This is a genomic window from Mesorhizobium sp. M5C.F.Cr.IN.023.01.1.1, from assembly GCF_003997585.1.
Lineage (GTDB): Bacteria > Pseudomonadota > Alphaproteobacteria > Rhizobiales > Rhizobiaceae > Mesorhizobium > Mesorhizobium wenxiniae.
In genome coordinates this window covers 45,150-57,504 of the sequence record NZ_RZSU01000016.1, presented here as the reverse complement: position 1 = coordinate 57,504, position 12,355 = coordinate 45,150, and the positions used below count along the sequence as shown (strand labels likewise).

The following is a 12,355-nucleotide window of genomic DNA, read 5'->3' as shown; positions in this document are numbered from 1 at the left end:
GCAGGCCCGAGGGCCATCTTCACATTATAGCGAGATTATTTCGCTTTTGCGACGATTGATTCGAACGGCTTGTAGGCTTCTTTGGCGAGTTCGGCATAAAGATCGCCTATCTTGGTCGCTTCGGCGACGAAGGCTTCGTACGACTGCTTGGCAAAATCGGACTGGATCTCGATCGCCTTCTCCAGCGACTTGGCCGACAAAAGTTTCTCGGCTGCTGCGCTGCCGGCCTCGAAGCTTTTCTTGGTGTACTCGCCCGCCTCGGTGGCGATGGCCTGCGCACCCTTGGAAAGGGATGCGAAGCTCTTCAAGCCGGTGTCGGCAAACTCCTTGCCGTATTTGCTGAAATCTTCATAGGTCTGGGTCATTTCACGCTCCCTTGACAGTTGCCGTTGAACGGTGGACGCGCCCTGTCCGGGGCCGCGTTGTGCCATGCAAGTTATATATTGTGCACTGCACAAAAAGTCAATGTTTCGCCGAGCGCGGTTCCAGGCGACCGGCCCGGCGTGCAGGCCCAGCCACCGGCAATGGCTAAAATTCGAATAAAGGGAAGCTCAAGTCCGAAGAAAATGGTGAACACGATGGTTACCATAAACGGATTGGTAACGCTGGCCGCGATAGTTTGGCTCGAAGTGAGGCAGGACCTTTGCCGCCTCCAGCAACAAAAAATTCAAAGGAACCATCGGTGCGTCAGGCGTTGTCGGGCATTCTCTCCAAATCCGCGTCCTCTTTGAAAACGATCATGATCCTCGCATTGGCGATGACATTCGTCTTTGCCGACGCTGCTTCGTCCATGGCAGCGAGGTCGGCGGCCATCGTCATCGATGCCAAGACCGGCAAGGTACTTTATTCTTCGAATGCCGATGGTCGGCGCTATCCGGCCTCACTCACCAAGATGATGACGCTTTACCTGGCCTTTGAGGCCATGGCGAACGGCAAGATCAGCAAGAACTCCCGGGTCGTCTTTTCGGCCAATGCTGCTGCTGAACCGCCGACGAAACTCGGCGTCAGACGGGGCGGCGCGATCACGGTCGAGACCGCGATCCTGTCGATGGTGACCAAGTCGGCAAACGACTCGGCAACGGCGCTCGGCGAGCTTCTCGGCGGCAATGAAGCCAATTTCGCCCACATGATGACAGCCAAGGCGCGGGCGCTGGGCATGAAGGGGACCGTTTTCCGCAACGCCCACGGCTTGCCAAACCCCGGTCAATTCACGACCGCGCGCGACATGGCGGTGCTCGGCATCGCGCTGCGGGAACATTTTCCTCAGTATTACGGCTATTTCTCGCAGCGTTCCTTTCTCTACGGCCGGAGGCGTATCAACGGCCATAACCGCCTGCTTGGGCGCATCAAGGGCGTCGACGGTATCAAGACCGGTTACACCCGCGCCTCCGGCTACAATCTCGTTTCCTCGGTCGACGACGGCGATCGCCGCATTGTCGCGGTGGTGATAGGCGGGAAATCCGGCGGCAGCCGCGACAACCAGATGGCCGCATTGATCAACACCTACATGCCGAAAGCGTCGTCGCGCGGCAGCGGCATGCTGGTCGCCAAGGCCGGCAGCGGCAACCCGATCAGCGCCCTGGCAAAAGTGTTCCTGCCCAAGCGCGACGCGCCGACGCCGGACAGCCGGCCGGACGACGATGCCCCGGACGATGATGCCATTGCCTCGCTTGTTGAGGAAACCGAGCCCGCCGTTGAAGAAGCCACCCCCGTCGTCCAGACCAGGCCCGTCGTTCAGACCAGGCCCGTCGTTCAGACCAGGAAGGTCAACACAGTGGCCGCGGCCACGGCGGACGATGTGGCGACGGCAAGGGTCGCAGCAGCTTACGCCGAACCGGCGGCGGTCGATCCCGTCAACACGGCATCGGTGCCGTCAGGCTGGGCAGTCCAGGTCGCCTCTTCGCCAAAACAATCCGAAGCCCAGGCTCTCCTGGACGAGACGAGCAAGCAGGCGCCTTCGATCCTCGCCGATGCCACAGGCTTCACCGTCGCCTTCGAAAAGGACGGCGTCACCTATTACCGCGCCCGGTTCGGCTTTGGTTCGAAGACTGCTGCCTGGAAAGCCTGCAACGCCCTGAAGAAAAAGAAAATCGAGTGCTACGCCATCCAGCAGTAGGCGGCGTCGAAAACATCTCCCGGAAAAATTCTGCGTCGAAGGAGACTAGTTGTGATTGGAGAGCAAGACGTCCTTGGCTTCATTGATCCGCGCCGCCAGAAAAGACGTGCCGCCGATATCGGGGTGCAGGCGCTGCATCAGGCGGCGGTGCGCCTTGCGGACATCCGCCGCGGCGGCCCCCGCTTCAAGACCAAGGATCTTGTAGGCCTCCTCCTTAGTCATGGCGCCCGAACCTGGCGAAACACCCAGCCCGTCGCCACCATCCGCCTCAGCGTCTTTGCGCCAGATGGGAAATCTGCCGTCAAGATACGTCTCTAGCAACTGGCGGCTCTCCGGGTCGCCGGGAAGTTCGCGATAAAGTTGCTGCAATTCCGCAAGGCTCATCGTGCCAAGCATCTTGCCTTCATGGCGGCCGGCGAGCACGAGCCCCTCCAGATTGCCGGTATCGTGATCAAGCTCCATTTCGAGTGCAGCGGTGCGCACCGTCGAATGCTTGCCCGGCTCCAGTTTCGCCGTCGGCCGCTTCATCCGCATGGAGCCATACCAGGCGAGCGCCGTCGATAGGATCAAGCCGCCGATACCTTCGCGTCCGACCAGAAGCACGGCGACGCCGATCAGCGCCAGCAGGACGGGCCCAAGTGTCCTCATCCCGCTTGCGAGTCTCGCGGGGTCGGCGCGGAGAAAGATCGTGGCCACGCCGAGCAGCACCAAAAGCAACGCCACGAATGCGATAATCGCGCCCATTATTTCCTGCCGCTCCGCAGATGCTCGATCATCAACCGGTCTTCCGGCCTGCCCCTGGCCTCCAGTGCCTTCAGCCCGCCGGTTGCAAACACGGCGACCGCCGAAAGCAGGCTGGCCAAGGTTGCGGCGGCCCGCCGATCAAATCGGAACCAAGCACCTTTGGACAGCCGCGCAATCTCCTTAAATGCCTTTTCTGCGCCGGCATCATGGCCCTCCTGAAAGACGAACACAGGAACGCCGTGCAGGCCGAGGCTGCCGGCCTTTTCGGCCAGATCGTCTATGTTTTCTTCCATCGCGTCGCCGATATAGACCAGCGCATTCACCTTGGCCGCCACCGTCTGTTTCAGCGCATGGGCGAGAACCTTGCCGATCTGGGTGTGGCCGCTGCGGCATTCGATCCGCGTCATCAGCTGCTTCAGCGCGTCCGTATCGGTGACGAATGCAGATGAGCGGCACTCGCCAAGACCACGAAAATAAACCAATTGAACCTTCAGCGCTCCGGCCTTGCCGACGGCGTCGAACATCTCGCCCTGCAGCGCACAGGCAAGGTCCCAGGTCGGCTGGCGGCTCATCGTCGCGTCGAGCGAGAGGATCAGCCTGCCAGAACCGGTCGCGGACGCAGCGAGCGTCCTTGCCTGACGGATAAAGGCGTCGATCTCGCCAGTGCTCGATTGGGACTCGACCGGCGCAGGATTGGCCTTTGCGGGCACGGGCTGCTTCTTGTCGCTCATGACATTCAAGATGTGGCGTTGTTGCGCCGCTTGCAAGCCCAGCATGAGGCGACCTGGAGGGTCAGCTATCCCGGCAGCTTTGAATTTGGGGGACCTTCCTAGAGAAGGCCGAGATCGGCAAGCTCGCGCCTGAGTTTCGGCGGCATCTTGACCAATCCCGCTTTACCCTTGCCGAGATCGGCCGGCGCGTCCGACGGTTTCAGGTAGCGCCAGCCTTGAAAGGCGCGGCGCGGCTGCCATTCGGTGCGCACCACCGCGGGATCGAGCATCAGATGACAGCGGCCGATGCCCTCGTCATCGGTGAAAGGACGGATTTCCGTGATCAACTGGCGGCATTGCACATTGCCCTTGATCACCCAGTAGAGGGAACCGCCATCGGTGACCTCGGCGCCGCGCGTCGGCATCATGCGGGTGGTGTGGTAATGCTCGACCGGTTCACCGGCGCGCTGCCGTTCGTCGAGGCGGAAGGCGATCCACTCTTCGAGATCTTCGACGCTGTCGCAGCCAACGCAGAGCTTTATGAGATTGAGGGACATGGATTAAGGTTTAGTCCGGCGCGCGAGGGCGTCAACGGTCTGGCCGACTTTCTCCACAGTGCCAGTCTTCGCAGTGCTGTTCTCCACAGTGCCAATCCCCAGTGCAAAGGTTGGCTCAGCATTCCACGATATTGACGGCCAGTCCGCCGAGGCTGGTTTCCTTGTATTTCTCGTTCATGTCGAGGCCGGTCTGGCGCATGGTCTCGATCGCGGCATCGAGCGGCACGAAGTGAACGCCGTCGCCCTTGATGGCCAGCGAAGCAGCAGTCACCGCCTTGACGGCGCCGAGTGCGTTACGCTCGATGCAAGGCACCTGCACCAGCCCGCCGACCGGATCGCAGGTCATGCCGAGATGATGTTCAAGCGCGATCTCGGCGGCGTTCTCGACCTGCTCGGGCGTGCCGCCCATCACGGCGCACAGCCCCGCCGCCGCCATCGCCGAGGCCGAACCGACCTCGCCCTGGCAGCCGACTTCGGCGCCCGAGATCGAAGCGTTGGTCTTGATGATGCCGCCGATCGCTGCCGCGGTCAGCAGGAAATCGCGGATGCTTGGCTGGTCGGCCTCGGGATGGAAATGCAGCCAGTAGCGCAGCACCGCGGGCAGCGTGCCTGCAGCACCATTGGTCGGCGCGGTGACGACGCGCCCGCCGGCGGCGTTCTCCTCATTCACCGCCATGGCATAGATCGACAGCCAGTCGTTGGCGAGCAGCGGATTGGGCCGGTTCTGCCGCCACTGCTCCTGCAGCTTGTCATGCAATTGCCGCGCGCGTCGGCGCACCTTCAGCCCGCCCGGCATGATGCCGTCCTGCGACAGGCCACGCTCGATGCAGCTCTTCATGGCGCTCCAGATGCCGTCGAGGCCGGCGTCGAGTTCCTCGCGCGGCATCTGCGTCTCTTCGTTGACGCGCTTCATGTCGGCGATGGAAAGGCCGCTTTTCGCCGCCATCGACAGCATCTCGACGGCGTTCTTGAAGGGGTATGGAACCTTCTTGCCTTCCGTCGTCACCGAGCCCTTCACCTTCATCCGCTGCAATTCTTCCTCGGAAACCACGAAGCCGCCGCCGATCGAATAATAGATGCGCTTGAGCAGTAGGCGGTCGTCGGCATCATAGGCGGAGAAAGCCATGCCGTTGGCGTGACCGGGTAGCGGCGTTTTGCGGTCCAGCACCAGATCCGTGGCCGGGTCGAAGCGATAGGACGGGTGGCCGGGCGGCGATATCCGCTTGTCGGCGGCGATACGGTCGACGATGCTGTCCGCCTGATCGGGGTCCACCGTCTGCGGCGTCTGGCCGGCAAGCCCGAGCACGACGGCGCGATCTGAACCATGGCCGACGCCGGTATAGGCAAGCGAGCCGTGCAGGCTGGCGGCGACGCGGTCGACCTTGGCGCCGGCCGGGCGTGGCCAGTCATCTCCCGCGACCTCGTCGAGAAAACGCCGCGCAGCCGTCATCGGTCCCATCGTGTGCGAACTCGATGGTCCAATCCCGATCTTGAACAGGTCGAAAACCGAAAGGAACACGCGCCGCTCTCTCCTATTGGAATTTACATATAGGAATTCCTGTGATGTTTCCGCTCTTTCGAAGATCGCGGCGCTGCACCTGCCGACCTTGTTTGCTCCGGCAGCGACATCGTTGCGTTCCGCCATCGAAGCGGCGCCACGGCGTGTGGTAAAAGGGTCGCATGGGCGATTCTTTCCATTTGTCGACGGCAGACCTCGTGGCGCTGGCCTTCTTCCTTTTCGTATGGGTGCTGCATACGCTCGCCTCCGACGGAAAGCTGGTCAGCCGCATGTCACTGACGACGGCGATGAACGCTCAGCGCGAAGCCTGGATGCGGACCATGGCCGAACGCGAGATCCGCATTGTCGACACCGCCATCATGGCAGGCCTTCAACAGGGAACCGCCTTCTTCGCCTCCAGTTCACTGATTGCGATCGGCGGCTGTTTTGCGCTGCTCGGCGCCTCCGATCAGGTTATTTCGGTGCTGAGTAACCTGCCGCTCGGCGCGACATCGTCCCGCACCGCTTTTCAGATGAAGGTGTTCGGATTGGTGCTGATCCTGGCTTACTCCTTCTTCAAGTTCGGCTGGGCCTACCGGCTGTTCAACTACTGCTCGATCCTGATCGGAGCTGTGCCGATTCCGCATGGCGAGGCTTCACGTAACCCGGTTAGCGAGACGGCGGTATGGCGTGCGGCGCGCATGAACATGCTGGCCGGGAAACACTTCAATTCCGGCCTGCGCGGCGTGTTTTTCTCGATCGGTTATCTCGGCTGGTTCGTCGACCCAAAAGTGTTCGTGCTGTCGACGCTGCTATTGCTGGCGGTCCTGGTGCGTCGCCAGTTCTTCTCGGCGGCGCGGCAAGCCGTGATCGGTCAGCCGCCCGAACCAACACCCGGTCCAGGGAAAAGCCGATCGATGCGGCCCGACAGCCAGTAGGCGACGAGCCCGATCCATTCGCGGACCGCCGTGCTGGTGGTCTGCAGCGAACCGAAGGGATCGTCGCGGAACAGGCCGATGCCTTCCTTGCCGGAGGTGCGGTAATCGACCGGCCAGGGAAGGGCGGCAAAGCCGGCCTTGTCGAACAGCGCCTTGGCGCGCGGCATGTGGAAGGCCGAGGTCACCAGCAACCAGGTCTCGCCCGGTTTCGGGGTGACCAGTTCGCGGGTGAAGACGGCGTTCTCGTATGTGTTGCGGGATCTGTTCTCGAGGATCAGCCTATCGGCCGTCACACCAAGTGCGGCGAACGGACGCGGCGCCGTCTCTGCATCGCCCTCGCCTTCGCCGATCATTGCGATAGTGCCCCCTGAGATGACGACTTTCGCTGTCGGAAAATGCCGTGCCAGCACGGCCGCCGCGACCATCCGATCGCCGCTGGCACTCAGTTCATAGCCGCCACGCGCGAAATTGACGGCGCCCTCCATGCCGCCTCCGAGCACGACGATGCCATCGACCTTTTCCGGCAGCGGCGGGCGCGGAAAGCGCTCTTCCAGCGGGTTGAGCATCAGTGCGCCGAGCGAGGTCCAGGTCGAGAGGGCGAGGATGAGAAAGGCCAGCCCGCTGCCGGTGGCAAACAGCTTTCCGCGCCCGACCAAGGCAGAAAGCAACGCGACCAACAACAGGATGATCGCCAGATTCAACGGCTGGACGAGGAGCCAAAATACCTTGGAAAGATAGTAGAACATCCCTCACCCCTTCAGATGGGAGAGGACACTACCACCACTTTTCCGGCTGGAACGTACCCGCCGCCTGTTCGATGACATGGGCGGTCTGGAACAAAGTTTCCTCGTCGAAGGGCCGGCCGATGAGCTGCAGGCCGAGCGGCAGGCCCTTGGCGTCTAGCCCTGCGGGCACGGCGATGCCCGGCAGTCCAGCCATGTTCACCGTCACCGTAAAGATGTCGTTGAGGTACATCTTGACCGGATCGGCGGCCATGTCCTCGTCGGCGATGCCGAAGGCCGCCGACGGCGTTGCCGGTGTCAGGATGACATCGACGCCGGCCGTGAATGCATTTTCGAAATCCCGCTTGATGAGACTCCGCACCTTCTGCGCCTGCAGATAGTAGGCATCGTAGTAGCCGGCGGAGAGGACGTAGGTGCCGATCATGATGCGGCGCTTGACCTCGCGGCCGAAGCCGGCGGCGCGGGTCTTCTCGTACATGTCGACGATGTCCTTGCCCGGCACGCGCAACCCATAGCGGACGCCGTCATAGCGGGCCAGGTTCGAAGAGGCTTCGGCGGGCGCGACGATGTAATAGGCCGGCAGCGCATATTTAGTATGCGGAAGCGAAATGTCGACGATCTCGGCGCCGGCATCTTTCAGCCAGGCAATGCCTTTCTGCCACAGCGCCTCGATCTCGTCGGGCATGCCGTCGACGCGGTATTCCCTGGGGATGCCGACCTTCATGCCCTTGATCGGCTTGCCGATCGCCGCTTCGTAATCCTGCACCGGCCGGTCGACCGAGGTGGTGTCCTTCGGATCGACCGAGGCCATCGATTTCAAGAGGATCGCGGCGTCACGCACATCGCGCGCGATCGGTCCGGCCTGGTCGAGCGACGAAGCAAAGGCGACAGTACCCCAGCGCGAGCAGCGGCCGTAGGTCGGCTTGATGCCGACCGTGCCGGTGAAGGCGGCAGGCTGGCGGATCGAGCCGCCGGTGTCGGTGGCGGTGGCGCCGGCACATAGGAGCGCCGAAACGGCGGAGGCCGAGCCACCCGACGAGCCGCCTGGCACGAGTTGGGCGTTGTCAAGCGTGCGCGCGGTCCTGGTGCCGCCGGCCGAGACGAAACCGCCATCCCCCTGATGCGTGGTCGGCATCACCACCGTGTCGAGGCGCGAACGCCGCCACGGATTGACGACAGGGCCGTAGTAGGAGGTCTCGTTGGAGGAGCCCATGGCGAACTCGTCCATGTTGAGCTTGCCGAGCATGACGGCGCCGTCGGCCCACAGATTGGCAGTGACGGTCGATTCGTAGTGCGGCTTGAACCCGTCCAGAACATGGCTGCAGGCCTGGGTGTGGATGCCTTCGGTGCCGAACAGGTCTTTGATCCCGAGCGGAATGCCTTCGAGCGACCCGCCCTCGCCCTTCGCCAGCTTCGCGTCCGAGGCCTTGGCCATGTCGCGCGCTTTGTCGTCGGTAACGACGACATAGGCGTTGAGCGTCGGATTGGCCCGCTCGATCGCCTGGAGATAGGCTTCAGTGATCTCGGTTGCGGTGATTTCCTTGGCGCGCAGCTTGGTGCGGGCCTGCGAAATCGTCAGGTGGGTCAGGTCGCTCATCAGGCAAGGCTCTTTTCGTAAAACACCGACCACTCGGTATCGGGATAGTTCAGCACCGGGCCGCAGCGCGAAAATCCGGCGCTTTCATAGACGGTCCACGCTGCCGGATGGCGGTCGCCGGTTTCCAGCACCAAACGCTTCAGCCCTTCATTGCGCGCCAGCGCTTCGATCCGCTCGACGATCCTGGCGCCGATCTTCTGTCCACGATGCGAAGGCCGCGTGTACATGCGCTTGACCTCGCCGACGGTGCCATCATGGCGCTTCAGCGCGCCGCAACCGATGGCAAGGCCGTTGTCGCGAGCGATGAAGACAGTTGTGTCGTTGTCGGCCATCTGTTCGACGGTCATGTGATAGCAGTGCTCCGGCGGCGTCAGTTCCAGCAGCGTGTCGTTGAGCTCCTTAACCAGCCCGCGCACATCGTCCTGCAGCGACATTTCGATGGCGATCTCGATTGCCATCGGCCCGCTACTCCACCACCTTCGGAACGAGGAAGAAATTCTCTTCGGTGGCCGGTGCGTTGGCGACGATGTCGACCGCCTTGCTGCCGTCGGTGACGACGTCCGGGCGCTTCTTCATTTCCATCGGAATCACCGAAGTCATCGGCTCGACACCGGAGACGTCGACCTCGTTCAATTGCTCGACAAAACCCAGAATGGCGTTCAACTCGCCGGTCATGCGCTCGGCATCCTCCTCGCTCACCGCAATACGGGCGAGACGCGCGACGCGCTTCACAGTCTGAAGATCAACGGACATGGTTGTTTTGTGCCTCTGGAAAACCAGTCCGCGCTATAGCGGCGCGGCGCGTGCCGCGCAACATGCATCGTGCCGACAACTCAGGCAGAAGGTCTATGGCAGGGCCACACCGTCGCAGAGGAAATAGCTGCCGCTGTTGCCGCTCGCCTCGCTTTCGTCTTCCGCAGGCCGGACCGAAACCAGATCGATCTGCTTCGGGCTCAATTGCGTTACGGAGAGAACGTCCGGAAAGACGTGGCCCGGTTCCTGACATATGGCTGTCACCGCCCAGCTCGGCGAGAGCGTCGCCTTGGTGATCTGAAGGAACTCGCAATCGTATTCGACGCTTTGCAGGCCACGCGCCGAGAGCACGATGTTGCCGGCGTCGATCAGCGCTTCCAGTGTGTCCTTCTTGGCCTGCGCACAAAGATCCTCGGACTGGAGATAGACGCCTTCGATGAAGTCCTCCGCGGCGGGAGCGGCGGACGCCACAGAGAGAATAGAAATGCAAAGAAAGCCCCTCAAAATCATGTTTTCGCTCCCTTTTAGCGTCTTATACCTAGCATGTTCTACAAGCTAATCGTCCCACCGATCTCCGGCAACGCCACCTTCACGCCGGATCCCTCCAACCCTGCGACAAACTTGTCGGCGGTCTGGTCGATGATCGGGAACGTGCCGAAGTGACTGGGAATGACCGTCTCGAACTGAAAGAATCGGCGGCAGGCAAGGGCTGCCACCGCGCCACCCATGGTAAAGCGGTCGCCGATCGGAACGATGCCGATCTTCGGCTCATGTAATTCGTTGATCAGCGCCATGTCGGAAAAGATGTCGGTGTCGCCCATGTGATAGAGCGTCTTGTCTTCCGGAAAATGCAGGACGAGGCCGCTTGGATTGCCGAGATAGGTGTTCTGGCCATTGTCACCCGGGAACGACGATGAATGCAGCGCCAGGACGAAGGTGGTGGTGAACCCGCCGCAATCGATCGTGCCGCCGATATTGCCGGGATTGATCTTCTTGTCGCTGGCGCCCCTGCCGACCAGGTACATGCAGACCTCGAAATTGGCGACCAGCATAGCGCCGCTTTTCCCAAGCACTTCGAGCGCACCGCTGATGTGATCGCTATGGCCATGGGTCAATAGAACATGCGTGACCCCTTCCGCCGGTCCTTCCCAGCCGCTCGTCCATGACGGATTGCCGATCAGATAGGGATCGATGAGGATTTTCGCGTCGGTGGTTTCGATGCGGAATGCGGAATGTCCGTACCAGGTCAGTTTCATAAATGCTTTCCTCGATTTTTGCTTCGCCCAAGGATAGAACGCCGGCAGTGAAATTAAAGTCCCACAGCGTCCCTTCGCGGCGTGTGGTCCAAGGAAGGCCGTTGAGCATCATCACCATCGAAGAGTTGCCGGCGCGGCTCAGCGGCGGCAAGACGCTGGCCGGGCTCGACCTCGGCGACAAGACCATCGGCGTGGCGGTTTCCGACAGGGGCTTTGCCTTCGCCCATCCGCGTCCGGTCATCATGCGCAGGAAATTCTCGCTGGATGCAGCTGTGCTGCTCGCCTTGCTGCACAAAGAGAATGTCGGCGCCGTGGTGCTCGGCCTGCCGATCAACATGGACGGGTCGGAAGGCCCGCGCGCCCAGAAATCCCGCGCCTTCGCCCGCAACATGGCTGGTGTGACCGACCTGCCCTTCGTTTTGTGGGACGAGCGACTGTCGACGGTGGCGGCTGAGCGGACGTTGATCGAGATGGATTTTTCGCGCCGCAAACGCGCCGGCAAGATCGATTCGGCCGCGGCGGCCTTTATTCTGCAGGGCGTTCTCGACCGGCTTCAGGCGCTCGGCGTCGATGCCTGGCCGAAATAGCGGTCGCGCATTATCCTGATCCAGCCGCCGATCACCCGGCGGCGTCGGAACGCCCAAAATGCCATGAGCAGCAGACTGTCGAAGATGCAGGCCTTTGCCACCATGCCGGGAATGAGCGCCGGATCAATGCCGAGCATCTCCCCATAAAGCTGGAAGACGAGGTCATGCAATTGGCGGCTCAGCATGACATATCCGAAATTGATGTCGTTGAGCGACAGGAAGAACCAGCCCCAGAACAGGGCGAGCGGCGCCGCCCATAGCGCGAACAAGGTACGCATCAGCGGCCATCCCTCAAATTCGTGTCCGGCCTCAAGTTCGTGGCCAGCCGGCCGGAGATGCGCGAGAGCGCCGAGTTGTGCGCCGCCGCTTTTGCCATTACATGCGCGGCGGCCCGGATTTTACCCGTGCCCGGAACCGCTGCGCCAAGGGCCGACCGCCGCTCTGCGAGCATAGCGACATAGGACGCCAGCAGCGCCGCCAGTTGCACCGCGACAACCATGAACAGCCCGTTGATGCCTTGCGCGGCGCCGCCGACGACAATCAGCGACAATACGCCGGAGGCGGAGATGAAGGCCACCCGCACGACGCTGTCGGTGGCGTCCGGATTTGTCGGACCGCTAAACAGAGTCTCGACAAAGGCCCAGCAGAACAGCACCGCTACGACCAGCAGCGCTACGGCTAGCGGTGCCACGACAACGGCGTTTTCGAGGTCGGCGAAACGGGTGTTCTGGACGGCGACGCCGAGCACACCAAGCGCTGCCGCAACACCGCGATTCCCGTCGATGCAGAGGAACGCCAGCAGGGCGAAAACGACCGCCCAGTGCAAGGCCAGAAAGGAGCTCAATATATGCCGCAT

General features: G+C 62.0%; 16 protein-coding genes. 3 read left to right on the top strand and 13 right to left on the bottom strand.

What is annotated here, in order from left to right; all coding sequences use genetic code 11:
- Positions 1-35: 35 nt before the first annotated feature.
- Complete coding sequence (locus tag EOA78_RS09380; RefSeq protein WP_029352797.1) at positions 36-365, bottom strand: phasin family protein; 330 nt, start codon at positions 363-365, stop codon at positions 36-38.
- 317 nt (positions 366-682) lie between these two features.
- Here EOA78_RS09380 and EOA78_RS09375 point away from each other — a divergent pair, with 317 nt between their 5' ends.
- Positions 683-2,116: a D-alanyl-D-alanine carboxypeptidase gene (locus EOA78_RS09375; RefSeq protein ID WP_127314920.1), complete on the top strand. Its 1,434-nt coding sequence runs from the start codon at positions 683-685 to the stop codon at positions 2,114-2,116.
- A gap of 45 nt (positions 2,117-2,161) precedes the next feature.
- Here EOA78_RS09375 and EOA78_RS09370 read toward each other — a convergent pair whose 3' ends face one another.
- The 4 genes from EOA78_RS09370 to EOA78_RS09355 all read right to left on the bottom strand — a co-directional run bounded on the left by EOA78_RS09370 (position 2,162) and on the right by EOA78_RS09355 (position 5,646).
- On the bottom strand, positions 2,162-2,860 hold the full coding sequence (locus EOA78_RS09370) for a DnaJ domain-containing protein (protein ID WP_127314919.1): 699 nt from the start codon (positions 2,858-2,860) through the stop codon (positions 2,162-2,164).
- A complete protein-coding gene (locus EOA78_RS09365; RefSeq protein ID WP_164783687.1) occupies positions 2,860-3,591 on the bottom strand; it encodes a VWA domain-containing protein in 732 nt (243 codons plus the stop codon). Before EOA78_RS09365 ends, EOA78_RS09370 begins: the two co-directional genes overlap by 1 nt.
- 98 nt (positions 3,592-3,689) lie before the next feature.
- A complete protein-coding gene (locus tag EOA78_RS09360; protein WP_127314917.1) occupies positions 3,690-4,127 on the bottom strand; it encodes a DUF1489 family protein in 438 nt (145 codons plus the stop codon).
- Between the two features lie 115 nt (positions 4,128-4,242).
- A complete protein-coding gene (locus EOA78_RS09355; RefSeq protein ID WP_127314916.1) occupies positions 4,243-5,646 on the bottom strand; it encodes an L-serine ammonia-lyase in 1,404 nt (467 codons plus the stop codon).
- Positions 5,647-5,807: 161 nt separating this feature from the next.
- Here EOA78_RS09355 and EOA78_RS09350 point away from each other — a divergent pair, with 161 nt between their 5' ends.
- The gene (locus EOA78_RS09350; RefSeq protein WP_127314915.1) at positions 5,808-6,563 is read left to right on the top strand and encodes a DUF599 domain-containing protein; all 756 of its coding nucleotides are present in this window, start codon (positions 5,808-5,810) and stop codon (positions 6,561-6,563) included.
- On the opposite strand, the gene EOA78_RS09345 is transcribed toward EOA78_RS09350, so the two are convergent.
- The 6 genes from EOA78_RS09345 to EOA78_RS09320 all read right to left on the bottom strand — a co-directional run bounded on the left by EOA78_RS09345 (position 6,500) and on the right by EOA78_RS09320 (position 10,912).
- The gene (locus EOA78_RS09345) at positions 6,500-7,309 is read right to left on the bottom strand and encodes a YdcF family protein (RefSeq protein WP_127314914.1); all 810 of its coding nucleotides are present in this window, start codon (positions 7,307-7,309) and stop codon (positions 6,500-6,502) included. The two genes, EOA78_RS09350 and EOA78_RS09345, sit on opposite strands and share 64 nt — an antisense overlap.
- Positions 7,310-7,337: 28 nt before the next feature.
- Positions 7,338-8,903, bottom strand: a complete 1,566-nt coding sequence (locus EOA78_RS09340) for an amidase family protein (protein ID WP_127314913.1) — start codon at positions 8,901-8,903, stop codon at positions 7,338-7,340.
- Complete coding sequence (locus tag EOA78_RS09335) at positions 8,903-9,361, bottom strand: GNAT family N-acetyltransferase (RefSeq protein ID WP_127314912.1); 459 nt, start codon at positions 9,359-9,361, stop codon at positions 8,903-8,905. Before EOA78_RS09335 ends, EOA78_RS09340 begins: the two co-directional genes overlap by 1 nt.
- Positions 9,362-9,368: 7 nt before the next feature.
- Entirely contained in the window at positions 9,369-9,656 is a 288-nt protein-coding gene (gatC, locus tag EOA78_RS09330; protein ID WP_127314911.1) for an Asp-tRNA(Asn)/Glu-tRNA(Gln) amidotransferase subunit GatC, read from the bottom strand.
- Between the two features lie 93 nt (positions 9,657-9,749).
- On the bottom strand, positions 9,750-10,166 hold the full coding sequence (locus tag EOA78_RS09325) for a hypothetical protein (protein ID WP_127314910.1): 417 nt from the start codon (positions 10,164-10,166) through the stop codon (positions 9,750-9,752).
- 38 nt (positions 10,167-10,204) lie between these two features.
- The gene (locus EOA78_RS09320) at positions 10,205-10,912 is read right to left on the bottom strand and encodes a metal-dependent hydrolase (RefSeq protein ID WP_127314909.1); all 708 of its coding nucleotides are present in this window, start codon (positions 10,910-10,912) and stop codon (positions 10,205-10,207) included.
- A gap of 101 nt (positions 10,913-11,013) precedes the next feature.
- Between EOA78_RS09320 and ruvX the strand changes: the two genes are divergently transcribed.
- Positions 11,014-11,499 (top strand): Holliday junction resolvase RuvX, encoded by a 486-nt coding sequence (ruvX, locus tag EOA78_RS09315; protein WP_127314908.1) that lies wholly within the window; start codon positions 11,014-11,016, stop codon positions 11,497-11,499.
- Here the strand turns inward: ruvX and EOA78_RS09310 are convergent.
- Positions 11,466-11,777 (bottom strand): DUF6105 family protein, encoded by a 312-nt coding sequence (locus EOA78_RS09310; protein ID WP_127314907.1) that lies wholly within the window; start codon positions 11,775-11,777, stop codon positions 11,466-11,468. The genes ruvX and EOA78_RS09310 overlap by 34 nt on opposite strands.
- Positions 11,777-12,355 carry a hypothetical protein gene (locus EOA78_RS09305; RefSeq protein ID WP_127314906.1) on the bottom strand — a complete coding sequence of 193 codons (579 nt, stop codon included), beginning with the start codon at positions 12,353-12,355 and terminating at the stop codon, positions 11,777-11,779. Before EOA78_RS09305 ends, EOA78_RS09310 begins: the two co-directional genes overlap by 1 nt.

What these genes read in the sequence shown, in the direction of transcription:
- EOA78_RS09335 (WP_127314912.1), bottom strand. Translation starts at nt 9,361, where the DNA reads ATGGCAATCGAGATCGCCATCGAAATGTCGCTGCAGGACGATGTGCGC.
- EOA78_RS09305 (WP_127314906.1), bottom strand. Translation starts at nt 12,355, where the DNA reads ATGCGGCATATATTGAGCTCCTTTCTGGCCTTGCACTGGGCGGTCGTT.
- EOA78_RS09340 (WP_127314913.1), bottom strand. Translation starts at nt 8,903, where the DNA reads ATGAGCGACCTGACCCACCTGACGATTTCGCAGGCCCGCACCAAGCTG.
- EOA78_RS09325 (WP_127314910.1), bottom strand. Translation starts at nt 10,166, where the DNA reads ATGATTTTGAGGGGCTTTCTTTGCATTTCTATTCTCTCTGTGGCGTCC.
- gatC (WP_127314911.1), bottom strand. Translation starts at nt 9,656, where the DNA reads ATGTCCGTTGATCTTCAGACTGTGAAGCGCGTCGCGCGTCTCGCCCGT.
- EOA78_RS09310 (WP_127314907.1), bottom strand. Translation starts at nt 11,777, where the DNA reads ATGCGTACCTTGTTCGCGCTATGGGCGGCGCCGCTCGCCCTGTTCTGG.
- EOA78_RS09345 (WP_127314914.1), bottom strand. Translation starts at nt 7,309, where the DNA reads ATGTTCTACTATCTTTCCAAGGTATTTTGGCTCCTCGTCCAGCCGTTG.
- EOA78_RS09380 (WP_029352797.1), bottom strand. Translation starts at nt 365, where the DNA reads ATGACCCAGACCTATGAAGATTTCAGCAAATACGGCAAGGAGTTTGCC.
- EOA78_RS09365 (WP_164783687.1), bottom strand. Translation starts at nt 3,591, where the DNA reads ATGAGCGACAAGAAGCAGCCCGTGCCCGCAAAGGCCAATCCTGCGCCG.
- EOA78_RS09360 (WP_127314917.1), bottom strand. Translation starts at nt 4,127, where the DNA reads ATGTCCCTCAATCTCATAAAGCTCTGCGTTGGCTGCGACAGCGTCGAA.
- EOA78_RS09370 (WP_127314919.1), bottom strand. Translation starts at nt 2,860, where the DNA reads ATGGGCGCGATTATCGCATTCGTGGCGTTGCTTTTGGTGCTGCTCGGC.
- EOA78_RS09350 (WP_127314915.1), top strand. Translation starts at nt 5,808, where the DNA reads ATGGGCGATTCTTTCCATTTGTCGACGGCAGACCTCGTGGCGCTGGCC.
- EOA78_RS09320 (WP_127314909.1), bottom strand. Translation starts at nt 10,912, where the DNA reads ATGAAACTGACCTGGTACGGACATTCCGCATTCCGCATCGAAACCACC.